24 protein-coding genes are annotated in these 25,471 nt (G+C 59.2%); 19 read left to right on the top strand and 5 right to left on the bottom strand.

What is annotated here, in order from left to right; all coding sequences use genetic code 11:
• The first annotated feature begins 416 nt into the window (after positions 1-416).
• On the top strand, positions 417-1,355 hold the full coding sequence (locus tag E3W21_RS00605; protein WP_129443381.1) for a hypothetical protein: 939 nt from the start codon (positions 417-419) through the stop codon (positions 1,353-1,355).
• Between the two features lie 261 nt (positions 1,356-1,616).
• On the opposite strand, the gene E3W21_RS00600 is transcribed toward E3W21_RS00605, so the two are convergent.
• Both E3W21_RS00600 and E3W21_RS00595 read right to left on the bottom strand, forming a co-directional pair.
• Positions 1,617-2,228, bottom strand: coding sequence for a glutathione S-transferase (locus E3W21_RS00600; protein ID WP_134417191.1), 612 nt, complete (start codon positions 2,226-2,228; stop codon positions 1,617-1,619).
• A gap of 77 nt (positions 2,229-2,305) precedes the next feature.
• Positions 2,306-3,226 (bottom strand): MurR/RpiR family transcriptional regulator, encoded by a 921-nt coding sequence (locus tag E3W21_RS00595; RefSeq protein WP_134417189.1) that lies wholly within the window; start codon positions 3,224-3,226, stop codon positions 2,306-2,308.
• A 311-nt stretch (positions 3,227-3,537) separates the two neighbouring features.
• Here E3W21_RS00595 and iolC point away from each other — a divergent pair, with 311 nt between their 5' ends.
• From iolC to E3W21_RS00520, 14 genes are all read left to right on the top strand, one after another.
• Positions 3,538-5,475 carry a 5-dehydro-2-deoxygluconokinase gene (iolC, locus tag E3W21_RS00590; protein ID WP_134417187.1) on the top strand — a complete coding sequence of 646 codons (1,938 nt, stop codon included), beginning with the start codon at positions 3,538-3,540 and terminating at the stop codon, positions 5,473-5,475.
• Between the two features lie 176 nt (positions 5,476-5,651).
• On the top strand, positions 5,652-6,545 hold the full coding sequence (iolE, locus tag E3W21_RS00585) for a myo-inosose-2 dehydratase (protein WP_134417185.1): 894 nt from the start codon (positions 5,652-5,654) through the stop codon (positions 6,543-6,545).
• Positions 6,542-7,384: a 5-deoxy-glucuronate isomerase gene (gene iolB / locus E3W21_RS00580; protein WP_134417183.1), complete on the top strand. Its 843-nt coding sequence runs from the start codon at positions 6,542-6,544 to the stop codon at positions 7,382-7,384. Before iolE ends, iolB begins: the two co-directional genes overlap by 4 nt.
• Positions 7,385-7,428: 44 nt before the next feature.
• Positions 7,429-8,931: a CoA-acylating methylmalonate-semialdehyde dehydrogenase gene (locus E3W21_RS00575; RefSeq protein ID WP_134417181.1), complete on the top strand. Its 1,503-nt coding sequence runs from the start codon at positions 7,429-7,431 to the stop codon at positions 8,929-8,931.
• Positions 8,932-8,956: 25 nt separating this feature from the next.
• Positions 8,957-9,778, top strand: coding sequence for a TIM barrel protein (locus E3W21_RS00570; RefSeq protein ID WP_134417179.1), 822 nt, complete (start codon positions 8,957-8,959; stop codon positions 9,776-9,778).
• A gap of 125 nt (positions 9,779-9,903) precedes the next feature.
• Positions 9,904-11,835 carry a 3D-(3,5/4)-trihydroxycyclohexane-1,2-dione acylhydrolase (decyclizing) gene (gene iolD, locus E3W21_RS00560; protein ID WP_134417177.1) on the top strand — a complete coding sequence of 644 codons (1,932 nt, stop codon included), beginning with the start codon at positions 9,904-9,906 and terminating at the stop codon, positions 11,833-11,835.
• A 43-nt stretch (positions 11,836-11,878) separates the two neighbouring features.
• Positions 11,879-12,904, top strand: coding sequence for a Gfo/Idh/MocA family protein (locus E3W21_RS00555; RefSeq protein WP_129443397.1), 1,026 nt, complete (start codon positions 11,879-11,881; stop codon positions 12,902-12,904).
• A 146-nt stretch (positions 12,905-13,050) separates the two neighbouring features.
• The gene (locus tag E3W21_RS00550) at positions 13,051-13,911 is read left to right on the top strand and encodes a sugar phosphate isomerase/epimerase family protein (protein WP_129443399.1); all 861 of its coding nucleotides are present in this window, start codon (positions 13,051-13,053) and stop codon (positions 13,909-13,911) included.
• Positions 13,912-14,050: 139 nt separating this feature from the next.
• Entirely contained in the window at positions 14,051-15,103 is a 1,053-nt protein-coding gene (locus tag E3W21_RS00545) for a Gfo/Idh/MocA family protein (protein ID WP_134417175.1), read from the top strand.
• A gap of 156 nt (positions 15,104-15,259) precedes the next feature.
• Complete coding sequence (locus E3W21_RS00540; protein WP_134417173.1) at positions 15,260-16,186, top strand: sugar ABC transporter substrate-binding protein; 927 nt, start codon at positions 15,260-15,262, stop codon at positions 16,184-16,186.
• 70 nt (positions 16,187-16,256) lie between these two features.
• Positions 16,257-17,822 carry a sugar ABC transporter ATP-binding protein gene (locus E3W21_RS00535; RefSeq protein ID WP_134417171.1) on the top strand — a complete coding sequence of 522 codons (1,566 nt, stop codon included), beginning with the start codon at positions 16,257-16,259 and terminating at the stop codon, positions 17,820-17,822.
• Between the two features lie 57 nt (positions 17,823-17,879).
• Positions 17,880-18,902, top strand: a complete 1,023-nt coding sequence (locus E3W21_RS00530) for an ABC transporter permease (protein WP_134417169.1) — start codon at positions 17,880-17,882, stop codon at positions 18,900-18,902.
• 328 nt (positions 18,903-19,230) lie between these two features.
• Positions 19,231-19,635 carry a TraR/DksA family transcriptional regulator gene (locus E3W21_RS00525; protein WP_007907888.1) on the top strand — a complete coding sequence of 135 codons (405 nt, stop codon included), beginning with the start codon at positions 19,231-19,233 and terminating at the stop codon, positions 19,633-19,635.
• Between the two features lie 230 nt (positions 19,636-19,865).
• Positions 19,866-21,491 carry a methyl-accepting chemotaxis protein gene (locus E3W21_RS00520; RefSeq protein ID WP_371927028.1) on the top strand — a complete coding sequence of 542 codons (1,626 nt, stop codon included), beginning with the start codon at positions 19,866-19,868 and terminating at the stop codon, positions 21,489-21,491.
• A gap of 115 nt (positions 21,492-21,606) precedes the next feature.
• On the opposite strand, the gene E3W21_RS00515 is transcribed toward E3W21_RS00520, so the two are convergent.
• From E3W21_RS00515 to E3W21_RS00505, 3 genes are all read right to left on the bottom strand, one after another.
• Positions 21,607-21,846, bottom strand: a complete 240-nt coding sequence (locus tag E3W21_RS00515; RefSeq protein ID WP_129443411.1) for a DUF2789 domain-containing protein — start codon at positions 21,844-21,846, stop codon at positions 21,607-21,609.
• Positions 21,847-21,977: 131 nt separating this feature from the next.
• Positions 21,978-22,208 (bottom strand): hypothetical protein, encoded by a 231-nt coding sequence (locus E3W21_RS00510; protein WP_033057642.1) that lies wholly within the window; start codon positions 22,206-22,208, stop codon positions 21,978-21,980.
• A 156-nt stretch (positions 22,209-22,364) separates the two neighbouring features.
• A complete protein-coding gene (locus E3W21_RS00505) occupies positions 22,365-22,613 on the bottom strand; it encodes a hypothetical protein (RefSeq protein ID WP_129445154.1) in 249 nt (82 codons plus the stop codon).
• Positions 22,614-23,026: 413 nt separating this feature from the next.
• Between E3W21_RS00505 and E3W21_RS00500 the strand changes: the two genes are divergently transcribed.
• From E3W21_RS00500 to E3W21_RS00485, 4 genes are all read left to right on the top strand, one after another.
• Positions 23,027-23,497 (top strand): hypothetical protein, encoded by a 471-nt coding sequence (locus tag E3W21_RS00500; RefSeq protein ID WP_008151679.1) that lies wholly within the window; start codon positions 23,027-23,029, stop codon positions 23,495-23,497.
• A complete protein-coding gene (locus E3W21_RS00495) occupies positions 23,497-23,700 on the top strand; it encodes a hypothetical protein (RefSeq protein ID WP_134417165.1) in 204 nt (67 codons plus the stop codon). Before E3W21_RS00500 ends, E3W21_RS00495 begins: the two co-directional genes overlap by 1 nt.
• Before the next feature lie 118 nt (positions 23,701-23,818).
• Positions 23,819-24,835: an ABC transporter substrate-binding protein gene (locus tag E3W21_RS00490; protein WP_134417163.1), complete on the top strand. Its 1,017-nt coding sequence runs from the start codon at positions 23,819-23,821 to the stop codon at positions 24,833-24,835.
• 129 nt (positions 24,836-24,964) lie between these two features.
• Complete coding sequence (locus E3W21_RS00485) at positions 24,965-25,402, top strand: DUF3995 domain-containing protein (RefSeq protein WP_129443419.1); 438 nt, start codon at positions 24,965-24,967, stop codon at positions 25,400-25,402.
• The last annotated feature ends 69 nt before the right edge of the window (positions 25,403-25,471 follow it).

Raw genomic sequence — 25,471 nt, 5'->3', positions numbered from 1 at the left:
GGCTAGTGGGCTGAGGTTTTTCAGGGCTTGGACGAGCATGGCGGCACTCCGGTCGGTGAAAGGCGATGGAGTGATTTAAGGCCTGGAGCGGGAGGGTTGGCTACTGTCAGAAATAACAGGTAAGAGGGTTTGTCGGACGAGTGGTAGGGCTGCGGGTGGCTGCAGATTGGCTCGTAACGCCAAAAGATTGCAGGCTGCGAGCTTTTGATTTTTCCATTGAAAACACCGCTCCCGGTCAATGCATAAAACCCGCCGCTACAGACCGCTTCCTTGCAAATTGCATGGCCATTGGAAGTTCAAACTTTATAACTTATTGAAAACCAGCGATTTATTTAAAGTTGGCGAATGGCACGGTGACTGCAATTCCTCCGTTGAAGAGTTGTAACATCATCTTTCCTGCCTGGAGCGATATAACAATGAATAGATCCTCTGATGGTTTCTATCCTGCCCTCGAAGAAACCAGCACGCTCTCTGGCGTGTCGTGGGGGGCGATCTTCGCGGGGGCCGCTGCGGCGGCGGCGTTGTCGTTGATTCTCGTGCTGCTCGGCTTTGGCCTGGGTTTTTCGGCGGTGTCGCCGTGGGCCAATGAAGGGGTGAGCGCCAAGGGCCTGGGCATTTCAACGATTGTCTGGCTGGCGGCTACGCAAATCGTGGCTTCCGGGCTTGGCGGTTACATCGCCGGTCGTCTGCGGGTGAAGTGGGCGTACATGCACGGTGATGAGGTTTACTTCCGTGACACCGCCCATGGCTTTCTGGCCTGGTGCGTGGCAACGCTGGTGACGGCGACGCTGGTGGTCGGCTCGGTCAGCAGCATTGTCAGCGGTGGCGTGCAGGCCGGGGCGAGCATGGTCGGTGGCGCCGCGAGTGCCGCGACTCAAGCAGCCGGCACGGCTGTCGGCAACACTGACAGTGACCAGTACGGTTACTTCGTCGACAGTCTGTTGCGCGATGATCGCCCGGCGGCGGTCAGTGATGACGCCGTTCATGGCACCGTGACACGCATCTTCGTGCGCAGCCTGAGCAACGACGGTCAACTGGCTGCCGAAGACCGCACCTACCTGGCGCAACTGGTTGCCCAACGGACCAACCTCACTCAAGCGGACGCGGAACGTCGCGTTGATGAAGTGTATGCCCGCACGCAAAAAGCCGTGGCCGACGCCAAACTCGCCGCCCGACAAGCCGCCGACACCGCCGCCAAAGTCGCTGCCTGGACTTCGCTGTGGATGTTCATTGCGCTGCTGATCGGTGCGTTTTTCGCCAGCCTCGCTGCAACCTTTGGCGGCCGTCGTCGGGATGCCGTGGTGTATCTGGAATCCGACGCTAACGTGACCACCACTTCACTGCCTGTTCGCTAACCCCAGGAGAACTACCATGCGCTCATTACTGCTGTTCTTTCTCGGCGTACCGATCCCGATCATCATCCTGATCGCCCTGTTCATGCACTGACTTACGCTGGGGCACATGCCTCTGCCGCTTCTGCCTCGGGTAGAAGCGGCGTTTCGCGTTTTTTGGGGGGGGAACAAAGCCAAAAGATCGCAGGCTGCGCCAGCTCCTACAGGGATCCGCATACATCCGTAGGAGCTGGCGCAGCCTGCGATCTTTTGATCTTCAAACCATCATTCGATCGGTGTACTGACGAAATCCTCAAGCCCCTCGGCATACGCCGTAAACGCACTGATCTGTGGAAACCGATTCACATCCACCTGATCCGGCACCACCAGATTGGTGAAACTCCACGCCACCGCCAACGTAATCCCGTCTTGAGCAATCGTCCCGTCAGTCTTCAGCGGCTGCATTTCCAGCTCCCGCTCCAGCGCCGAATAGGCGGCCGCCAATTGTCCTTCGACCCGCTCCACCCACGGTTCAAACTGAATCTCCGCTGGCCGCAGGTTGCGTTCGTAGTAGAGCTGCACGGACTTTTCGCACGCCGCCAGCCCCAGGCCGATCATGCGCAATGAGCGCAGGCGTTGATCGAGATCGTCGGGCATCAGGCTGTTGCCAGGACCGGCCAAGGCTTCCAGGTAGTCGATGATCAGCGTCGAGTCGATCAACACCTCGCCGTCATCGAGCACCAGGGTGGGCGCCTTGACCACCGGGTTGATCTGCTGGAATTGCTCGAAATGCCGAAACACCGAAACCGACTGGTGTTCCAGTGGGATGCCAAGGCGTTTGGCAGAGATGGCGACGCGCCGCACGTAGGGTGAATCCAGCATGCCGATCAGCTTCATTGAACCGCTCCTTCAGATGTCCATTTCGGGATGGACAACCTTAGTTTAGCTTCAGCGAGCTGCAAACGGCGTGGGCGCTAATCCTCGAAGCCGACCTGTTCGTGAATCTCATCGACCTTCAATTCCAGCCGATAGGCCACGGCGATAAACAGCGCCTGGCACAGGCACAGCGTCGCACTCAACGAACGGAAGGCAAACGAACTGCCCTCGTTGACCAGCAGCACGGTGTTGGCGCGTTTGGCCAGGGGCGAGAGGTTGCTGTCGGTGATGATCAGGGTTTTGGCCTGATGGTGCTGGGCAATGCGCAGGCAGTGCTGGGTTTCCTTGCCGTAGGGCGTGAAGCTGATGGCGATCACCAGGTCATTGGCGCGCACGCTGCGCATCTGCTCGCGGTAGCTGCCGCCGAGCCCCGAAACCAGATGGATGCGCTTGTTGGTGTGTTGCAGGTTGTAGACCAGGTAGTCGGCCACCGCGAACGAACGGCGCACGCCGACCACGTAGATATTGTCGGCATTCACCACCAGGTCGACGGCCTTGTCGAAGGCCTGGTCATCGAGTTCCAGCCCGAGCCGTTCGATGCCCGACAGGGTCGCATTGATGCACTCGCGGGCCAGGTCGCCGCCGCTGGCCTTCTGCGACTTGTTGGCGATCATGCTGCGAATGCGCTGCTGGTAGTTCTGCACCGGCGTGGTCTTGTGGGTATAGGCCTCGCGGAACAGCGCCTGCATTTCGCTAAAGCCACTGAACCCGAAGCGCTGGGAAAACCGCACGATCGCCGACGGGTGCACTTCGCACTCGCGGGCGATGTCGCTGATGCGGTCGACCATGATCCGGTCGCTCTGCTGGCTCATGTAACTGGCGATACGTTTGAGCTGGCGCGGCAGGCTTTCGTATTCGTTGGTGATCAGCTGCAGCAGACGCTCGGCGTTGATCGGGGGGCTGGCGAGATCGCTGTCGGGCGTGCTCTCGGTCGTCTCCGGCTGATCGGTGCGGGTCATAAGGAATCCTTCTGGCTTGTTCTTATAGGGACGACAGAGAGCGTCATCCCCTGACAATAGGTTGGCTGTGCGCAGTCTACAGGGTAGGCCGGAATAAAATCTTGAGCTTGCGGTCAGTGCGAGGTGTGCTGAAACGATGCACTGCCACTGGAACGCTTGTACCCAAGTTTATTGGAAAAAATATTCCACGTAAAAAATATTTAGAATAATTATTGATTGTTCGGTCCCGGACGTTTTAGTCTGCATCCACCAAGCGTGTTCGGCGCGGCCATCGCCCCGAACGCAGGCTGATAAAAATAACAGGAGCCAACATGGGCCAGACTCGTTTTGCCAGTGGGCGTCAATTGGATCTGATTTGCCTGGGGCGCCTTGGCGTCGACCTCTATGCGCAGCAAGTCGGGGCGCGGTTGGAAGATGTTTCAAGCTTCGCCAAATACCTCGGCGGGTCGTCCGCCAACATCGCTTTCGGCACGGCTCGGCTGGGCCTGAAATCGGCGATGCTGAGCCGGGTAGGGGACGACCACATGGGCCGCTTCCTCGTTGAATCCCTGACCCGCGAAGGTTGCGATGTCAGCGGCATCAAGGTCGATCCGGAACGCCTGACCGCCATGGTCCTGCTGGGCCTCAAAGATCGCGAAACCTTTCCTTTGGTCTTCTACCGCGAAAACTGTGCCGACATGGCGCTGCGGGCAGAAGACATCAGTGAAGCCTTCATCGCTTCCAGTAAAGCCTTGCTGATCACCGGCACCCATTTCTCCACCGACGGCGTCTACAAGGCGAGCATCCAGGCGCTGGATTACGCTGAGAAGCACAACGTCAAACGGGTGCTGGACATCGACTATCGCCCGGTACTCTGGGGCCTGGCCGGCAAGGCCGATGGCGAAACCCGCTTCGTCGCCGACCAGAACGTCAGCCAGCATGTGCAGAAAATCCTCCCGCGTTTCGACCTGATCGTCGGCACGGAAGAAGAATTCCTGATGGCCGGTGGCTCCGAAGATTTGCTCACCGCACTGCGTAATGTGCGGCGCCTGAGCGCGGCGACCCTGGTGGTCAAGCTCGGCCCGCAGGGCTGCACGGTGATTCACGGGGTGATCCCGGCACGTCTTGAAGACGGCGCCATTTATCCCGGCGTTCGGGTGGAAGTGTTGAATGTGCTGGGGGCCGGCGATGCCTTCATGTCCGGCTTCCTCGCCGGTTGGCTGGAGGATGCGAGCGACGAGCGCTGCTGTCAGTTGGCCAATGCCTGCGGCGGTCTGGTGGTGTCGCGCCATGCCTGCGCCCCGGCCATGCCGACCCGCGCCGAACTCGACTATCTGTTTAACAGTCCTGTGCCGATTACCCGGCCGGATCAGGACGCGGTGTTGCAGCGTCTGCATCAGGTCAGCGTGCCGCGCAAACAGTGGAAGCAGCTGTTCATTTTTGCTTTCGACCATCGCGGGCAACTGGTGGAACTGGCGCACAAGGGCGGTCGCGACCTGAGCGCCATCGGCGAACTCAAGCAACTGTTTATCAAAGCCGTGGAGCGGGTCGAAGCCGATTTGCGCGAGCAGGGCATCGAGGCCGATGTCGGGCTGCTGGCCGATCAACGTTTCGGCCAGGACTCGCTGAACGCCGCCACCGGTCGCGGCTGGTGGGTGGCGCGTCCGGTGGAAGTGCAGGGTTCGCGGCCATTGGCCTTCGAACATGGGCGCTCCATCGGCAGCAACCTGATCGCCTGGCCGCAGGAACAAATCATCAAGTGCCTGGTGCAATTCCACCCTGACGATGAGCCGTTGCTGCGTCTGGAACAGGAAGCGCAGATCAAGGGTTTGTACCAGGCCTCCCAGGTCAGCGGTCATGAACTGCTGCTGGAAATCATCCCGCCCAAGGATCATCCGTCGACCCATCCGGACGTGTTGTATCGCGCGCTGAAACGCCTCTACAACCTGGGCATTTACCCGGCGTGGTGGAAGATCGAAGCGCAGAGCACCGAGGAGTGGAAACAACTCGACGAGCTGATTCAAGAGCGTGATCCGTACTGCCGAGGCGTGGTGTTGCTGGGGCTGAATGCACCGGCAGCAGCACTGGCCGAAGGGTTTCAACAGGCCCGCCAGAGCCAGACTTGCCGTGGGTTTGCAGTCGGCCGGACGATTTTCCAGGAGCCGAGCCGCGCGTGGATGGCCGGTGAAATCGATGACGAAACGCTGATCCGCCAGGTGCAGGGCACGTTCGTCGAACTGATCGATGCCTGGCGCACAGCGCGCGCGTGATGGGTTGACGCAAACCCAATGTGGGAGCGGCGGTGCGACGATTCGACTTGCTCGCGAAGAGGCCGGCACATCCAATATTTTTGTCGCCTGACACACCGCTTTCGCGAGCAAGCCCGCTCCCACAAGGGTCCTGTGTCGTTCTTACTGATTTGTGTAAAACAATAAAAGGTGCAGCCATGCCCGCTATTCGAATTGGCATCAACCCGATCTCCTGGAGCAACGACGACCTGCCGTCCCTCGGTGGCGAGACGCCGCTGAGCACCGCCCTGAGTGAAGGCAAGGAAATCGGCTACGAAGGTTTCGAACTCAATGGCAAGTTCCCCAAGGATGCCAAAGGCGTCGGTGACGTGCTGCGGCCATACGACTTGGCCCTGGTGTCCGGGTGGTATTCCAGCCGTCTGGCCCGCCGCTCGGTGGCCGAAGAAATCGACGCCATCGGCAGCCATGTCGAGCTGTTGGCGAAGAACGGCGCCAAGGTGCTGGTGTACGGTGAAGTCGCCGACTCCATTCAAGGCCAGCGCATTCCACTGGTTGAACGCCCGCGATTCCACACCGAACACGCCTGGCAGGAATACGCCGACAAGCTCACCGAACTGGCGCGCTTCACCCTGTCCCAAGGTGTGCGTCTGGCCTACCACCACCACATGGGCGCCTACGTCGAATCCCCGGCCGACATCGACAAACTGATGGCCCTGACCGGCAGTGAAGTCGGCCTGCTGTTCGACTCGGGCCATTGCTACATGGGTGGCGGCGAGCCTTTGCAGGTGCTGCGCAAACACATCGAACGCATCTGTCACGTGCATTTCAAGGACGTGCGCAAACCGGTGGTGCAACTGGCCCGCAACAATCTGTGGAGTTTTCCGGACTGCATCATCAACGGCACGTTCACCGTGCCCGGCGATGGCGACATCGATTTCGGCGCTTTGCTCGATGTGCTGCTGGCTGCCGGTTACCACGGCTGGCTGGTGGTCGAAGCCGAGCAGGACCCCGCGGTGGCGCCGAGTTATGTCTATGCCAAAAAAGGCTATGACACCCTGCGTGCGCTGCTCGACGAGAGGACTGCATTATGAGCCTGCTGGTCAAAAGCAATGCCCGTGGCCGGACCATGGTCGAGCTGGGCAAAGGTGAGCTGGAATACGTCGGCTTCGCCGCTTACCGCCTGAGTCTGGGCGAAACCCTGCCGGTGTCGGCCGGTGATAAAGAACTGTGCCTGGTGCTGCTCAGCGGCCGGGTCAGCATCAAGGGTGAAGCGCCGGGGCAGGATGCGTTCGACTGGGACAACATCGGCGATCGCCAGTCGGTGTTCGAAGACAAATCCCCCTTCGCCGCGTACTTGCCACCCGGCAGTCAGGCGCAAGTGGTCGCGCTCAGCGATGTGCAAATCGCCGTGTGCTCTGCGCCTGGATTCACTACTGAAGCTAAAAGCGAAAAGATCGCAGCCTTCGGCAGCTCCTACAGCCCACGGTTGATCAAACCCGACACCATGAAACGCAGCGTGCGCGGCAAAGGCGCCAACACTCGTTACGTCTGCGACATTCTGCCGGACACCGAGCCGGCCCATTCGCTGCTGGTGGTAGAAGTGCGTACGCCGTCGGGCCACTCGTCGAGCTACCCGCCGCACAAGCACGACACCGACGATTTGCCGCACCAGAGCTTTCTCGAAGAAACCTATTACCACCAGATCAACCCACCCCAGGGCTTCGTGTTCCAGCGGGTGTACACCGACGATCGCAGCATCGATCAGGCCATGGCCGTGGAAAACAGCGACCTGGTCGTCGTGCCCAAGGGCTACCACCCGGTCAGCGTGCCGTACGGCTACGAGTCGTACTACCTGAACGTGATGGCCGGCCCGAAACGTGTCTGGCAGTTCCATAACGATCCGCAGCACAGCTGGCTGCTGGATCTCTGAACTAATCAGCCTGAATTCCAATTTCTGCACGGAGAACACGATCAATGAGCAACGCCCCGATCATCGGCCATTACATCCACGGTCAAGTGCAAGACAGCAACAGCGAACGGTTCAGCAACGTCTTCAACCCGGCCACCGGCAGCGTTCAGGCGCGCGTCGGGCTGGCCAGCCAGAAGACCGTAGACGAAGCCGTCGCCTCGGCGCTGAAAGCCTTTGCGGCCTGGTCCGAACAATCGTCCCTGCGCCGTTCGCGGGTGATGTTCAAGTTCAAGGAATTGCTCGACCAACATCATGATGAGCTGGCAGAAATCATCAGCCGCGAACACGGCAAGGTGTTTTCGGACGCCAAGGGCGAAGTCACCCGGGGCATCGAAATCGTCGAGTACGCCTGCGGTGCGCCGAACCTGCTGAAAACCGAGTTCAGCGACAACATCGGCGGCGGCATAGACAACTGGAACCTGCGTCAGCCGCTGGGCGTGTGTGCCGGCGTCACGCCGTTCAACTTCCCGGTGATGGTGCCGCTGTGGATGATCCCGCTGGCGCTGATCACCGGTAACTGCTTCATCCTCAAGCCGTCCGAGCGCGATCCGTCCGCCAGTTTGTTGATGGCGAAATTATTGAGCGAAGCCGGTTTGCCGGACGGTGTGTTCAACGTGGTTCAGGGTGACAAGACCGCGGTCGACGCGTTGCTGCAACACCCGGACATCGAGGCGATTTCCTTTGTCGGCTCGACACCGATTGCCGAGTACATCCACCAGCAAGCCACCTCGCGCGGCAAGCGCGTGCAGGCACTGGGCGGGGCGAAGAATCACATGATCGTCATGCCTGACGCGGATCTGGATCAAGCGGCGGATGCCTTGATCGGGGCGGCTTACGGCTCGGCTGGCGAGCGCTGCATGGCGATTTCGATTGCCGTGGCGGTGGGCGATGTCGGCGACCAATTGATTGCCAAACTGCTGCCGCGTATTGATCAGCTCAAGGTTGGTAACGGCCTGAAGGGCGACAGCGACATGGGGCCGCTGGTGACCGCCGAGCACAAGGCCAAAGTCGAAGGTTTCATCGACGAAGGCGTGGCCCAGGGCGCGCAGCTGATTGTCGATGGCCGCAACTTCAAGGTGCCGGGCGCCGAGAACGGTTTCTTTGTCGGCGCGACGCTGTTCGACAACGTCACGACCGAGATGAGCATCTACCAACAGGAAATTTTCGGTCCGGTGCTGGGCATCGTTCGGGTACCGGACTTCGCCAGCGCCGTCGCGTTGATCAACGCCCACGAGTTCGGCAACGGCGTGTCCTGTTTCACCCGCGATGGCGGCATCGCCCGAGCCTTCGCCCGCACGATCAAGGTCGGCATGGTCGGCATCAACGTGCCGATTCCGGTGCCGATGGCCTGGCACTCTTTCGGTGGCTGGAAGCGCTCGCTGTTCGGCGATCACCACGCTTACGGCGAAGAAGGCATCCGCTTCTACAGCCGCTACAAAAGCGTGATGCAGCGCTGGCCCGACAGTATCGCCAAAGGCCCTGAATTCAGCATGCCGACGGCCAACTAATTCACCTGTGCGGAGAACAACAATAATGAGCAAACCCCTGCGTTTCGCCCTGAACCGTATGGTCGCCCCACGTTTGTCCCTGCCGGCGTTCATCGAGCTGGCGGTGACCCTCAAGGCCGACGCCATCGAAATTCGCAACGACCTTAAAGGTGTCGAGATCGAAGACGGCACCGCGCCCGAGCGTGTCCGTGACTTGTGTGCCGCCAACGGCATTACGGTGCTGTCGATCAACGCGCTGTATCCGTTTGATGTGTGGAATGACGAGCGTCGTGTACAGGCCTTGAAGCTGGCCGCTTTTGCCCGTGATTGCGGCGCTCAAGGGTTGGTCATGTGCCCGCTCAACGACCGTGCCGACCCGCGTAATGAGGCCGCACGCGCTTCAGGTCTGCGCACGGCGTTGACTGAACTGGCGCCGATCCTGCGCGAACACGGCATTCTCGGTTTCATCGAGCCGTTGGGTTTCGAAGAGTGCTCGCTGCGCCGCAAGCGCACGGCAGTGGACGCGATCAAGGCCGTCGGCGGGCTGGATGTGTTCCGTCTGGTGCATGACACCTTCCACCATCACCTGGCCGGCGAACATGAGTTCTTCCCCGAACTGACCGGGCTGGTGCACATCTCCGGTGTCGACGATGCCGAGGCACCGTTGGCGAGCATTCGCGACGGGCATCGGGTGCTGGTGGGCGAGGGCGACATCCTTGGCAACGCGGCGCAAATCGACACCTTGCTCAGCAGCGGCTACAGCGGCTACCTGTCGTTCGAACCGTTTGCCGACAGCGTCCATGGCCTGGCGGATATCCAGCAGGCGATCGGTGCGAGCATGGATCACCTGCAAAAATCTTTGACCTGACACATCCCCCGTAGGAGCTGCCGAAGGCTGCGATCTTTTGATCTTGATCTTAAAAAGCAACATCAAAAGATCGCAGCCTTTGGCAGCTCCTACAGGGATCGGGTGTGTATTTGAAAGGATCGGTTATGACTACGACACGACTGACCATGGCCCAGGCCCTGGTGAAATTCCTCGATAACCAGTACATCGAGGTCGATGGGGTTCAAAGCAAATTCGTCGCCGGGATTTTTACCATTTTCGGTCACGGTAATGTGCTGGGCCTGGGGCAAGCCCTGGAGCAGGACAGCGGTGACCTGATCGTCCATCAGGGGCGCAACGAGCAAGGCATGGCCCACGCCGCCATCGGTTTTGCCAAGCAACACCTGCGGCGCAAGATTTACGCCTGCTCCTCATCGGTAGGCCCTGGCGCGGCGAACATGCTGACCGCTGCCGCGACGGCGACCGCCAACCGCATTCCCTTGCTGCTGTTGCCCGGCGATGTCTATGCCTGTCGCCAGCCGGACCCGGTGCTGCAACAGATCGAGCAGTTCCACGACCTGAGCATCAGCACCAACGATGCATTCAAGGCCGTGAGCAAATACTGGGACCGCATCAACCGTCCCGAGCAACTCATGACGGCTGCGATCCACGCCATGCGTGTGCTCACCGACCCCGCCGAAACCGGCGCGGTGACCCTGGCCTTGCCGCAAGACGTGCAAGCCGAGGCCTACGACTACCCCGATTACTTCCTGCAAAAACGCGTGCACCGCATCGAGCGTCGTCCGGCGACTGAAGCGATGCTCGGTGATGCGCTGGCGCTGTTCAAAGGCAAGCGCAAACCGCTGATCATTTGCGGTGGCGGGGTCAGATACTCTGGCGCCAATGCCGCGTTGCAGGCGTTTGCCGAGCGCTTCGATATTCCCTTCGCCGAAACCCAGGCCGGCAAGAGTGCGGTGGTGTCCAGTCACCCGCTGAACGTGGGCGGCATTGGCGAAACCGGTTGCCTGGCCGCGAACCTGTTGGCCAAGGATGCGGACCTGATCATCGGTGTCGGCACCCGCTATAGCGATTTCACCACCGCGTCGAAATCCCTGTTCCAGCACCCGGACGTGCAATTTCTCAACCTCAACATCAGCCCGTGCGATGCCCTGAAACTCGACGGTGTACAACTGCTGGCGGACGCCAACGTCGGCTTGCAAGCCTTGGCTGAAGCCTTGGGCGATTACCGTTCTGCATGGGGCGATCAAACGCGTCAGGCCAAGGCGCAACTGGACGAGGAAGTCGACCGTATCTATCAGGTCGAATACCAGAGCAAAGACTTCATCCCGGAAATCAACGACCACACGGACCCGGCGGTGCTGCGCGAATTCATCGAGCTGACCGGTTCCTGCCTGACCCAGAGCCGCGTGCTCGGCGTGCTCAATGAAACCCTCGCCGATGACGCCGTGATCGTCGCCGCCGCCGGCAGTCTGCCCGGTGACTTGCAGCGCAGCTGGCGCAGCAAGGGCGTGAACACCTATCACGTCGAGTACGGCTATTCCTGCATGGGTTACGAGGTCAACGCCGCACTGGGCGTGAAACTCGCCGAGCCGGATCGCGAGGTCTACGCGCTGGTCGGCGACGGCTCTTACATGATGCTGCACTCAGAGCTGGCGACCTCGATTCAGGAGCGATGCAAGATCAACGTGGTGTTGCTGGACAACATGACCTTCGGTTGCATCAACAACCTGCAGATGGAACACGGCATGGACAGCTTTGGCACCGAGTTCCGTTTCCGCAACCCGGAAACCGGCAAGCTCGACGGCGGTTTCGTGCCGGTGGATTTCGCCATGAGCGCGGCGGCCTATGGCTGCAAGACCTACAAGGTGAACACCGTTGAAGAGCTGCAAGCTGCATTGGCCGATGCGCGATTGCAGACCGTGTCGACGCTGATCGACATCAAGGTTCTGCCCAAAACCATGATTCACAAATACCTGTCGTGGTGGCGGGTCGGCGTGGCGCAAGTCTCCACCAGCGCCCGCACCGATGCGGTGGCCAAGACCCTGAATGAACGACTGGCCAAGGCCCGTCAGTACTGATTGCCCTTGATACCAACAACAAAGTTTTCACAGGAGAATCTCCATGTCATTGCTCTCTAATTCACTGCGGATCGGCGTCATCGGCACCGGGGCCATCGGCCAGGACCATATCCGTCGTTGCAGCCAGACCCTGCTCAATAGCCAGGTAGTTGCTGTAACCGACATCAACTTGCAGCAAGCCGCGAAGGTCGTTTCCGACCTGAAACTGACCGCCGAGGTCTATCCCGACGGCCACGCGCTAATCAAGGCGCCAGAAGTCGAAGCGATCCTCGTCACCTCCTGGGGCCCGAGCCACGAAGAGTTCGTGCTGGCCGCGATTGCCGCGGGTAAGCCGGTGTTCTGCGAAAAGCCGCTGGCGGTCACCGCTGAAGGCTGCCGCAAAATCGTCGAGGCCGAAGTGGCCCACGGCAAACGCCTGGTGCAGGTCGGCTTCATGCGCCCTTATGACGAAGGTTATCGGGCACTGAAAGCAGTGATCGACAGCGGTCAGATTGGTGAGCCACTGATGTTGCACTGCGCGCACCGCAACCCGACCGTGGGTGAAAACTACAAGACCGACATGGCGATCACCGACACCCTGATCCATGAGCTGGATGTGTTGCGCTGGTTGCTCGATGACGATTACGTGTCGGTGCAAGTGGTGTTCCCGCGCAAGAGCAGCAAGGCCCTCGCGCATTTGAAGGACCCGCAGATCGTGCTGCTGGAAACCGCCAAGGGCACGCGTATCGACGTGGAAGTGTTCGTTAATTGCCAATACGGCTACGACATCCAGTGCGAAGTGGTGGGGGAGACCGGCATCGCCAAACTGCCGGAGCCATCGCAGGTTCAGTTGCGCAGCGGGGCGAAGTTGTCCAACGCGATTCTGATGGACTGGAAGGATCGCTTCATCGCGGCGTACGACGTCGAGTTGCAGGCGTTCATCGATGGCGTGCGGGCCGGGCAGGTCGGTGGGCCTTCGGCGTGGGATGGCTTCGCCGCTGCCGTCGCAGCAGACGCGTGCATCGAAGCACAGAACAGCGGCCAGATCGTCAAAGTCGCACTCCCAGACCGCCCACACTTCTACGGCTAACCCCCGATCCCCTGTAGGAGCTGCCGAGTGAAACGAGGCTGCGATCTTTTGATCTTGATCTTAAAAATCAAAAGATCGCAGCCTCGTTTCACTCGACAGCTCCTACAGGGGGGCGGTGTCGAATTTTGGTGAAGGAGAACAATAAAATGCGCATCGCACTAGACCCCTACATGTACCGCACTTTGTCCCTGGGCAAGATGGTCGATAAGGTCGCCGAGCTCGGTTACGAACACATCGAACTCTCGCCCCGGGAAGATTTCCTGCCGTTCTACAAAGCACCTCGCGTCGACAAGGCGCGGATCAAGGAGTTTCGCAAAGCCCTGAGCGACACCGGGGTCAAACTGTCTTCCTTATTACCGATGTACCACTGGGCCGCTGCCGACGAAGGCCTGCGTGTTGCCGCCGTACGCAACTGGAAACGGGCGATCCAGATTGCCGTGGAGATGGACTGCGAGCTGGTCAACACCGAGTTCACCGGCCAGTCGGACAACCCGCTGGTGTGCGAGAACCAGTTCATGCGCTCCATGGACGAGCTGATCCCGGAGTTCGAACGCGAAGGCATCAAGCTGGATATCCAGGCTCATCCTTACGACTTCTGCGAGCGTAACAACGAATCGGTGGACATCATTCGCGGTCTGGATCGCGAGTGGATCAACTACCTTTACGCGGCGCCGCACACCTTCTTCTATGACGACGGCAAAGGCGATATTGCCTCGATGCTCAAGTATGCCGGGTCGAAGCTGAGCCACCTGATCATCGCCGACACCTACAACCACAAGGCTTCTTCCGGGTTGCGCTACATCGTCAACCCGCCGGGTGTCGTTGCCACCGTGCACCAGCATCTGGATATCGGTCAGGGTGAAGTCGATTGGGACGCGTTTTTCGGCACCTTGCGCGAGATTCAGTTCGACGGCATCGCCACGGTCTCGGTGTTTGCCTGGGAAGACCGGCCGGATGAATCCAACCGGATGATGCTTGAACGGGTCAAAAGCGAACTCTGTCGCTGACGACACCACAAACCCCTGTAGGAGCTGACGAGTGAAACGAGGCTGCGATCTTTCAAGATCAAAAGATCGCAGCCTCGTTTCACTCGTCAGCTCCTACAGGACCATTTCGATCGTCATAACAATAAGAAGGAGTTGATTCATGCGTATCGGACTTGTCGGTTACGGCCATGGCGGCCGGTTTTTCCATGCTCCGCTGATCAGCAGTTTGCCGGCGGCGAAGTTCGTGGGTGTGGTCACCCGTTCACCGGAGCGCCGACAATTGCTGGCGGCCGAGCACCCTGGGGTGCCAGCGTTCGACAGCATCGGCCAACTGGTGGAGGCCGGGATCGATGTGCTGGTGGTGTCCACTCCGCTCAAGGGCCGTCCGGCGCTGGTGCTCGATGGCATCGAACACGGTGTGGCGGTGGTCAGCGACAAACCGTTCGCCGCTGATGCGCAGCAAGCCCAAACCCTGATCACCATGGCCGAGCGCCAGGGTGTGCAGCTCAGCGTCTACCAGAACCGGCGCTGGGACTCGGACTTCCTCACCGTGCGCAAACTCATCGAATCCGGTGCGCTGGGCCGGGTCACCCGTTTCGAATCGCGGATCGAGCGTTATTCACCGCAGGCGGTGAACAACGGCAGTGGCGGTGGCTTCCTGCGCGATCTCGGTAGTCATCTGGTGGATCAGGCATTGCAGTTGTTCGGCCCGGTGACACGGGTCTACGCCGAGCTGGATTACCTGGAAAAAGGCCAGGTCTTCGATAACGGCTTCTTTATGGCCCTGACCCATGCCAGTGGCGTCACCTCCCACCTGGGCGGCAGTTGCCTGCAAAACACCCCCGGCCCGCGCTTTCGGGTGACCGGCACCCAAGGTTGTTACAGCGTCGATGGCCTGGACGGGCAAGAAGCATCGACACTCGCCGGGCTCTCGCCCAAATCCGAAGGTGAGCGCTGGGGCGTTGAAGAGCATCGCCGCTGGGGCTGGTTCGAACAGGGCGAAGTGCGCGAGCGGGTTCCCTCCGAGCGCGGTTGCTGGAATCAGTTCTATTTACAGCTACAAGCCGCGTTGCAGAGCGGTGGCCCACTGCCGGTGGACGCCCGTGATGCACTGGCGACCACCCGGGTGCTAGACGCTGCGCGACTAAGCTTCGAGCGGCATCAAGTGGTGGCATTGAGCCCGTTAGAGAGCCATGGAATAAAATTAGAATAAAATTCTAAAATGAGCTGATATAGAAATTATTTTCTAATAAAGTCATTTTCAGCGACCTGCCTCGCTACCTGTTTCAACCCTTTTCCTGCTTGCCTGCTTACTGAAATCGTCATGCCTCATCCATAAAACCAACAAGAATGTGGAGAAAGACTTTTCATGAAGACCAAGATCCGCTTCGCCTCACTTGCCTTGTCCCTGATGTTCGCCAGTGGCGCGGCGCTCGCCGATATGAAGATCGGCGTCAGCATGTCCCAATTCGATGACACCTGGTTGACCTACCTGCGCGAATCCATGGACAAGAAAGCCAAGTCCTATCCCGAGGGCGTGCAGCTGCAATTCGAAGACGCCCGCAGCGACGTGGTCAAGCAGTTGAGCCAGGTCGAAAGCTTCATCAGCCAGAAGGTCGATGCCATCGTGGTCAACCCGGTGGATACCGCCGCCACCAAGAAAATCACCGAAGCCGCCGTCAAGGCCGGCATCCCGCTGGTCTACGTCAACCGCCGTCCCGATGACCTGAAGCTGCCCAAAGGCGTAGTCACTGTCGCCTCCAACGATCTGGAGGCCGGTGAAATGCAGATGCAGTACCTGGCGGACAAAATGGGTGGCAAGGGCGACATCGTGATTCTGCTGGGCGACCTCGCGAACAACTCCACCACCAACCGCACCAAGGGCGTCAAAGACGTTCTGGCCAAATACCCGAACATCAAGATCGAGCAAGAGCAGACCGGCATCTGGTCGCGGGACAAGGGCATGACCCTGGTCAACGACTGGCTGACCCAGGGCCGCAAGTTCGACGCGATCGTGTCCAACAACGACGAGATGGCGATTGGTGCGGCCATGGCCCTGCAACAGGCGGGCGTCGAAAAGGGTAGCGTGCTGATCGCCGGTGTCGATGGTACGCCCGATGGTTTGAACGCGGTGAAGAAGGGCTCCCTGGCGGTCTCGGTGTTCCAGGATGCCAAGGGTCAGGCGGACGGTTCGATCGACACCGCCGTGAAAATGGCCAAGAACGAGCCGGTTGAACAGGCCGTGTGGGTGCCATACCGCTTGATCACCCCGCAAAACGTCGACACGTTCAAATAGCCCGTCCGTTCAATAACAACAATAAATACGCAAGGTTGCGACCGCGACCTTGCTGATGGAGTACCTGATCATGTTCGCTTCAGCGACTGCTTCGAGCACCCCGTTGGTGGGTATCCAGCCAGCTGCAACACCTGTCGATGAGCCGTACCTGCTGGAGATCATCAACGTCAGCAAGGGATTTCCCGGTGTGGTGGCTTTGTCCGATGTGCAGCTTCGGGTACGCCCCGGTTCCGTGCTGGCCCTGATGGGCGAAAACGGCGCGGGCAAATCCACCCTGATGAAAATCATTGCCGGCATCTATCAGCCGGACGCCGGTGAACTGCGCCTGAGAGGCAAACCGGTGGTTTTCGAAACGCCATTGGCTGCGCTCCAGGCCGGGATCGCGATGATTCACCAGGAACTCAACCTGATGCCGCACATGAGCATCGCCGAGAACATCTGGATCGGCCGTGAGCAGCTCAACGGTTTCCACATGATCGACCACCGTGAAATGCACCGCTGCACGGCGAAACTGCTGGAACGCCTGCGGATCAACCTCGATCCGCAAGAGCAGGTCGGCAACCTGAGCATCGCCGAACGGCAGATGGTCGAGATCGCCAAAGCCGTGTCCTACGATTCCGACGTCCTGATCATGGATGAACCGACCTCGGCCATCACCGACAAGGAAGTCGCGCATCTGTTCTCGATCATTGCCGACCTCAAGAGTCAGGGCAAAGGCATCATCTACATCACCCACAAAATGAACGAAGTGTTCAGCATCGCCGATGAAGTGGCGGTGTTCCGTGACGGCGCCTACATCGGGCTGCAGCGGGCCGACAGCATGGACGGCGACAGCCTGATTTCGATGATGGTCGGCCGCGAGCTGAGCCAGTTGTTCCCGGTGCGTGAAAAGCCGATCGGCGATCTGCTGCTGTCGGTGCGCGACCTGAAACTGGACGGCATTTTCAAGGATGTTTCCTTTGACCTGCACGCCGGCGAAATCCTCGGCATAGCCGGGTTGATGGGCTCGGGACGGACCAACGTTGCCGAAGCGATTTTCGGCATCACCCCGAGCGACGGTGGCGAGATTCGTCTCGACGGCGAGGTGGTGCGCATCAGTGATCCGCACATGGCGATCGAGAAGGGCTTCGCGTTACTGACCGAAGATCGCAAGCTCAGCGGCCTGTTCCCGTGCCTGTCGGTGCTGGAGAACATGGAGATGGCAGTGTTGCCGCATTACGCCGGCCACGGTTTCATCCAGCAAAAAGCCCTGCGCGCCTTGTGCGAAGACATGTGCAAGAAGCTGCGGGTCAAAACCCCGTCGCTGGAACAGTGCATCGACACCTTGTCCGGCGGTAATCAGCAGAAGGCATTGTTGGCTCGCTGGCTGATGACCAATCCGCGGATCCTGATTCTCGACGAGCCGACCCGCGGTATCGACGTCGGCGCCAAGGCCGAGATCTACCGGCTCATTTCCTACCTCGCCAGCGAAGGCATGGCGGTGATCATGATTTCCTCGGAACTGCCGGAAGTGCTCGGCATGAGCGACCGGGTGATGGTCATGCACGAGGGCGACCTGATGGGCACCCTCGACCGCAGCGAAGCGACCCAGGAACGAGTGATGCAATTGGCCTCGGGCATGTCCGCGGTTCACTAATGGATGCCGGTGCTGGTTGTGGCCAGCGTCGGCAACGCGATAGAAGGGTGAGTGTTTATGAACGCGATACTGGAAAACAAGCCAGCAACGGCACAGGTCAAGAGTCGCCGGCGCTTTCCGACCGAATTGAGTATTTTTCTTGTGCTGATTGGCATCGGCCTGGTCTTTGAAGTGTTTGGCTGGATCGTGCGCGACCAGAGCTTCCTGATGAACTCCCAGCGTCTGGTGCTGATGATCCTGCAGGTGTCGATCATCGGTCTGCTGGCGATCGGCGTGACCCAGGTCATCATCACCACCGGCATTGACCTGTCCTCCGGCTCGGTGCTGGCGCTGTCGGCGATGATTGCCGCCAGTCTGGCCCAGACGTCGGACTTCGCTCGGGCAGTGTTCCCCTCGCTGACTGACTTGCCAGTGTGGATCCCGGTGATTGTCGGGCTCGGGGTGGGACTGCTGGCGGGGGCGATCAACGGCAGCATCATTGCCATCACCGGTATCCCGCCGTTCATTGCCACCCTCGGCATGATGGTCTCGGCCCGTGGCCTTGCGCGTTACTACACCGAAGGCCAACCGGTGAGCATGCTCTCGGATTCCTACACGGCCATCGGACACGGCGCGATGCCGGTGATCATTTTCCTGGTGGTCGCGGTGATCTTTCACATCGCCCTGCGTTACACCAAGTACGGCAAATACACCTACGCCATCGGCGGCAACATGCAGGCGGCGCGTACCTCGGGGATCAACGTCAAGCGGCATCTGGTGATCGTCTACAGCATCGCCGGGTTGCTGGCAGGCCTGGCGGGTGTGGTGGCGTCGGCACGGGCCGCGACCGGGCAAGCCGGGATGGGCATGTCTTATGAACTGGACGCGATTGCCGCGGCCGTGATCGGCGGCACCAGCCTGGCCGGCGGAGTAGGGCGCATCACCGGCACGGTCATCGGCGCACTGATCCTCGGGGTCATGGCCAGCGGTTTCACCTTCGTCGGCGTCGATGCTTACATTCAGGACATCATCAAAGGCCTGATCATCGTGGTCGCAGTGGTCATCGATCAGTACCGCAACAAGCGCAAACTCAAGCGCTGAGTCTCAGATAAAGCAGCCAATGCGCCACGCCTGTCCCGCGTGGCGCAACCATTTGTCTTCTATATACAGCCGCGTGATTGAATTTCTTGCTATAAACGCACTCCGATAACCACCGCAAAGGCTGCCGTAGAGCACTTTCAGGGCTTTGTCGGACAAATTCGCTGTCTTTTCAGTTGCTGAGGCCTCAAGTCGGCCTTAGACTGCCGCCCCTCGTAAATTGAGTGCCGGGTGGCGCTTGGAATTAAACGGCGCCGTTCCGATGGCCGACCCAGGTCCGCCGGAACGCTCCCTAATTCGCCTTAATGCACGTTTTTTTATAGAGATATCAATGACAAAGGACAAGTTGCTGGCCATGCCGGCGGATGACTACATGAATGCCGAGCAACATGCTTTTTTCTCTGAGCTGTTGCAGAACATGAAAGTCGAAACCCATGAGCGCATCGAACAGAACCGCATCGCCATCGAAAGCCTGGACACCCCGGCCGATCCGGCCGACGCTGCTTCTGTTGAAGAAGAGCGCACCTGGCTGGTGAACGCGATCGATCGCGACCAGCGCATGCTGCCTCAGTTGGAACAGGCTCTGGAACGCATCAAAGAAGACAGCTTCGGCTGGTGCGACGACAGCGGCGAGGCCATTGGCCTGAAGCGCCTGCTGATCAGCCCGACCACCAAATACTGCATCGAAGCTCAAGAGCGTCACGAACAGATCGACAAGCACCAGCGTCAGGCCTGATTCTGCGAGGCAACCCATTTAATGTGGGTTGCCTTTGAAAAGATCGCAGCCTTCGGCAGCTCCTACGGGTTTAAGCGAACTCCTGCAGGAGCTGCCGAAGGCTGCGATCTTTGCTTTTTGACGTCTGCGAAAAATCCTGCGCACTTCTATTGATCTGCTGCAACGCCCACTACTAATGGACCATAGATAATGGCCTTGTAGTGGCGTTTAATGCCGATACAACAATTAGAATGACTCGGGGGATGACGAAGATGACGCGTGACGGATCTGTGGTTGCAGCAGTGTCTGCACCCGTACTTTTGCCGAAAAACCTTTGGCTGACGCCGACCCTGCAAAGCATCGCCCTGATGCTGTTGTTGTGCGGCATGACGCTGGGCGGCTGGTCGCTTTACCTTGGCCTGCCATTGGCGGTGCTGGTGATCTGGCTACCTCGCTTGCGCTCTCGCGCCATCCCTGAGGCAGCCCCCGTCGACAGCGCCAGCGCGATTGCCGAGTTGACTCGCGATCTTTCCTACACCACCAGTCATAACGCGTTGTCTGCCGCCGGTGTGGCCTTTTCGGTCAAGCAACTGGCCGACAAACTGCAATCGCAGCTCGGTGCCGCGGCGCAGATAGTCAGCAACGCCGAAGTGATGATCGCGACCGAACAAGCCACCTCGACACTCAGCCGGGAAGCCCTCAGTGCGGCCAGCGAGGCCCATCGGAGCAGCGCGGCAGGACGTACGGAGTTGATCGAGTCCATCGCCCGTATGCATCAACTCAGTCAGCGCGCCAGTAACAGCCGTGAACTGATCGAAGCCCTGAGCCTGCGCAGTGACGATATCCAACGGGTCACCCTGGTGATCCAGTCCATCGCCAGCCAGACCAATCTGCTGGCATTGAACGCGGCTATCGAGGCGGCGCGGGCCGGCGAGCATGGTCGCGGATTTGCGGTAGTGGCCGATGAGGTTCGCGGTCTGGCCGCGCGCACGGCGACGGCCACTGGCGAAGTCGGGGAGATGGTCGCTGATATTCAGCAACGCACCGCGCAAGTGGTGGAGCAGATCCGTCAACTGTCCAGCGACCTCGACACCGGTGTCGAACAGGTCGAGCACACCGGTCAGCACCTGGAGAACATTGCACGTCTGGCCGCTGGCGTCGAAAGCCAGGTCGGGGAAATCGCCAGGGGCGCCGACACCAACCGCGAACAACTCGATAGCCTGTTTCACGCCATCGAACAGATGCGCAGCGACCTGGCGATCAGCGACCAACAGACCCAGCGCCTGGCCCAGGCCGCGGTGCAAATGGAAGGTCAGGCCGAAACCATCAGCGAGCGCCTCGCCGAAGTCGGGCTGGATGACTATCACCAACGGATTTATGACCTGGCCCGCGAAGGCGCGAGTCAGATCGCGGCGCGCTTTGAAGCGGATATCGACGAGGGCCGCGTCAGCCTCGATGACCTGTTTGACCGCAATTACCAAACCATTCCCAACACCAGCCCGGCCAAGTTCCAGACCCGTTTCGATCGCTACGCCGATCAGGTCTTGCCGGCGATCCAGGAACCCTTGTTGCCGCGTCATGAAGGTCTGGTGTTCGCCATTGCCTGCACGCAGCAGGGCTATGTGCCGACCCACAACAAGGTCTTCAGCCAACCACTGACCGGTGATGCGCAGGTCGATACCTTGCAGAACCGCACCAAACGCAAATTCGCCGACCGCACCGGAATCCGCTGTGGCAGCCATCAGCAGGCCGTACTGCTGCAAACCTACACCCGCGACACCGGTGAGCTGATGCACGACCTCTCAGTGCCGATCATGCTCAAGGACCGGCATTGGGGTGGTCTGCGATTGGGTTACAAGCCGGAAAACCCTCGTTGAGACCCCTCCCTGTAGGAGCTGTCGAGTGCAACGAGGCTGCGATCTTTTGATCTTCGCTTTTAAAACATCAAAAGATCGCAGCCTCGTTGCACTCGACAGCTCCTACAGATGCAGGCTAGTGAGTCTGATGCATGCGCAGGTTCAGGTCGTCGACCACCCGCGCCCAATCAGCGTCTTCACGCAATTGTTCTTTCAGGAAGCCGGCCTGCTGCGGGGTCCAGAACTCGGCATCGATGAGTTTTTTGTTGTCAGCCAAGGGCGAATGGCTGGCGATGAAATCGTCGATGGCTTTCTCGTTGGAGTCCAGACCGAGTTGGTCGAACAAGCCTTTCAAGTCATGTATGGGTGAATCCATGTTCATCTCCTTGCGGGTCGCGTCGAGTGCGAGATCTGAGGGGCGGCTTCATTGCATCTGAGGGAGCCGCGCTTCAGGAGTTCGATGGCGATGTTCGTAAGCAAAAATGAGCATAGACTGCAAACCGACTATCAGGCTTTCAATGCGCCTTCATCGACTGCAAGCTTCAGCGCCTTGGCGGCTTCCTGCGCAGCGATGGCGGCGACGTCCGACGTCTTGAACCAGCGATCCTTCTCGACCTGGTGATACGTCACGGTGGTCAGCGGTGGTTTGGCGCGCATGATAATGACTGCCTGGAATTCGCCTTCGACTTCTCTGGCTTCGCCCCGGATAAAAAATTCACCGATATCAAATTCCGTCACGTAGCAGCCTTCCCTTGAAATATTCTGTTGTTTTGAACGCCGCCCACCCTGGGGACGGGTTTCATTGGTCGGGCAGTATGGCAGTAGTTGTATGCCGGCGGCTGAGTTAAGTCGCCGGCATGATGAAGCGTCTATGGAATTGAACGGGCGGGACCGTCAACTGCGTAACTCGAGCGAGCGGGCAAGGGCGCAGGCTTCGTTATGATTGCCGCGGAAACCTCTGACGCGGCCGGTGGAAATTTCCTTGATATGAAAAAAGGCATTGCCGGCCAGAATGACCCGAAAGCGTGGCCGGGCGAGCTCTTCAGGGTAGTATTCATGCGATTGAAACATCCCCGGGGGCAGTGTCCTCGAGCTGTTCGTATTGGGCGCCTGAGGGTGAGCAAAATGTGTCAGCGTGCACATATGAAGTCCTTTTCGTTGTTTTACCGACGTGTGTACGTGGTTTTGGGTAGTCTCGATGAGCATCGCTGCTCTAGAATCACCGTCAGTGTTTGGCGATCGATGTTCATCTAAAGCAATTTTTTGCTGGCGATATGTCGGAAAAGTGCTTTTGTTAAAGAGATTTTTCCCTAAAGTTGGTAGTCCCGTTTTTCTGGCCGTCGCAAGGGCTTTTTCCTTCAACCTCTGACGAACGCCAGGCAAGACGACGTGAGTGTTGTTCCAGTAGTCTTCTCAAGCCTCGCGATGGATGAGCCCTCTGCTCGTTTCAGGATTTCAACCTGGGCCTTTTTGCGACACCTTCGGCATTGCCGCTTTTTTCTGCTGTGCGCTGTTTTCCTGCGTGCAGCATCATTTTCAGATGTGGGGATGTTTCCTTGGCAGTAAGTAATCTCGATATGCATGCTTTGTTCGTGCTGGGTGATTTGCGCGCAAAGCTGGTTAAACAGTTCCAGTCACGTTTTGTTTACATCACCGAACAGAACGCTGAAGGCATTTATATTGCCGAGATCGACACCGAAGAGGCGCTGGTGGTTGATGACAAACCCGGGCTTAAACTCAAGGTCGGCGATCATTTCAGCGCCTCTGTATTGCCCAGTCGCGAAGGCGGCAAGCTGGACATCAAGTTCCGCGAAATCAAACTGACGGTGTACGGCCTGGGTGATTACGCGTTCGTCACCACCGCTGATGGCCATGGGATCGTGTTCAAGGAAGGCCATAGCGTGGTGATGGTGTTCGCCGCTCACCAACAGTTGCAGGAAGGCCTGACCAAAACCCTGAAAGCCGTCACCGCCAAGGCTGCCAAGTGGCGCAAAGGGGAACTGGTCACCTTCAAGGCCAGCGAATAATGACCCTGACCCGCGCCGACTTCCACGAACAGAACCAGGCCAGTGCGCAAGCCGAAGCCCAGCGGCTGTTCGATCAGAAGGCCGTTTTGCAAGGTGCATGGCTGGGTTGGGTGGCGTCACAGATCTATACGTTACGTCCGGCGGAGTACGCCAGCATGGTACGAAGAGCGCTGTCGCGCTTGCAGGAACCTCCCGAAAACTGATTGACCTCCCTCGAAAGCAGGAACCTCTACTACAGTCAGTGGACTGAGTATTCAGAGGCTTTGCGGTCTTCTGCCAGGCCATCCTGCTATTGCTGTGAACAGCACGAGGTGCAAAAGCATGAACGGATTTCGACGGTTGCTGGCCGCTACTATGGCCACTTTCGGATTGTTGGCTTCACCCGTTCCGGTGTTCGCTGCCCAGGCGCCGATCCACTTCGCCGATCTGAACTGGGAAAGCGGCAGCCTGATTACCGATATCCTGCGGATCATCGTCGAGAAGGGCTACGGGCTGCCGACCGATACCTTGCCGGGGACGACCATCACCCTGGAGACCGCACTGGCCAACAATGACATTCAGGTCATTGGCGAAGAGTGGGCCGGTCGCAGTCCGGTCTGGGTCAAGGCTGAGGCCGAAGGCAAAGTCGCGAGTCTGGGCGATACGGTCAAGGGCGCCACCGAAGGCTGGTGGGTACCCGAATATGTGATCAAGGGCGACCCGGCGAAAGGCATCAAGCCGCTGGCGCCGGGCCTGCGCAGTGTCAGCGACCTGCCGAAATACAAGGACGTGTTCAGAGATCCGGAAACCCCGGGCAAGGGGCGCTTCCTCAACAGCCCGATCGGCTGGACGTCGGAAGTGGTCAACAAACAGAAACTCAAGGCGTATGGGCTGGACGACAGCTATGTGAATTTTCGCAGCGGCTCCGGGGCAGCGCTGGATGCGGAGATCAGTTCTTCGATTCGGCGCGGCAAACCGGTGCTGTTCTATTACTGGTCGCCTACGCCGTTGCTCGGCCGCTTCAAACTGGTTCAGCTGGAAGAGCCGCCGTTCGACGCCGATGCCTGGAAAACCCTGACCGACGCCGATCACCCGAATCCGAAACCGACGCGCTCACTGCCCTCCAAGCTGTCCATTGGCGTGTCCACGCCATTCCAGAACCAGTATCCGCAGATTGCCGAGTTCTTCACCAAGGTCGACTTGCCAATCGATCCATTGAACAAGGCGCTGGCCGAGATGAGCGAAAAACATACCCCGCCACGGCAGGCGGCGCAGGCGTTCATGAAGGCGCACCCGGACGTGTGGCAGGCCTGGGTGCCCAAGGAAGTGGCCGACAAGGTGTCTGCAGAATTGAAGTAAAGGGTGGGCCATGGCGGTGCAAAGTCATCGATCAGCACTGATGGCCGTCCGCCATTGCTGACGAATACCCTTACAAAATCGTTCAAGGAAGTTCATTCTGCTGCGACATTTCACGCTGGAAGTCCGAACATGAGCCTATTGATCGCGCAATGGATGGCTGCCATCTTCCTGTTGATCAGCCTGATCCACCTGTACTGGGCGGCAGGTGGCACGTTGGGTAGCGAGGCGGCGGTCCCGCGAATATCCGCAGAGGGCGGTGGGGAATCCAGGCCGGCCTTCAAGCCTTCAGGCTTTGCCACGTTGCTGGTGGCGGTCGGGCTGCTGCTGATTGCGATGCTGGTGTGCTTGCGGGTCGGCCTGTATTTGCCGACGGTGCATCACTCGTCGTTGCAATGGGTGATCAGCGCGATTGCAATGCTGATGTTCGCCCGGGCGATCGGCGATTCGAATTTGATTGGGTTCTTCAAGCAGGTGAAGGATTCGAAATTTGCCCGGCTCGACACCTGGGCGTATTCGCCGTTGTGTGTGGTGCTGGGGGCGGGGTTGTTGGCAGTCGCCTGGATCTGAGGCAAGGCAAGATCAAAAGATCGCAGCCTCGTTTCACTCGACAGCTCCTACAGGGGAATGCAAAACCCA

The organism is Pseudomonas sp. F01002, from assembly GCF_004402115.1.
GTDB classification, from domain to species: Bacteria; Pseudomonadota; Gammaproteobacteria; order Pseudomonadales; family Pseudomonadaceae; genus Aquipseudomonas; species Aquipseudomonas frigoris.
Note: the sequence above shows the minus strand (reverse complement) of the source record. Positions and strands in the feature narration are given on the sequence as shown.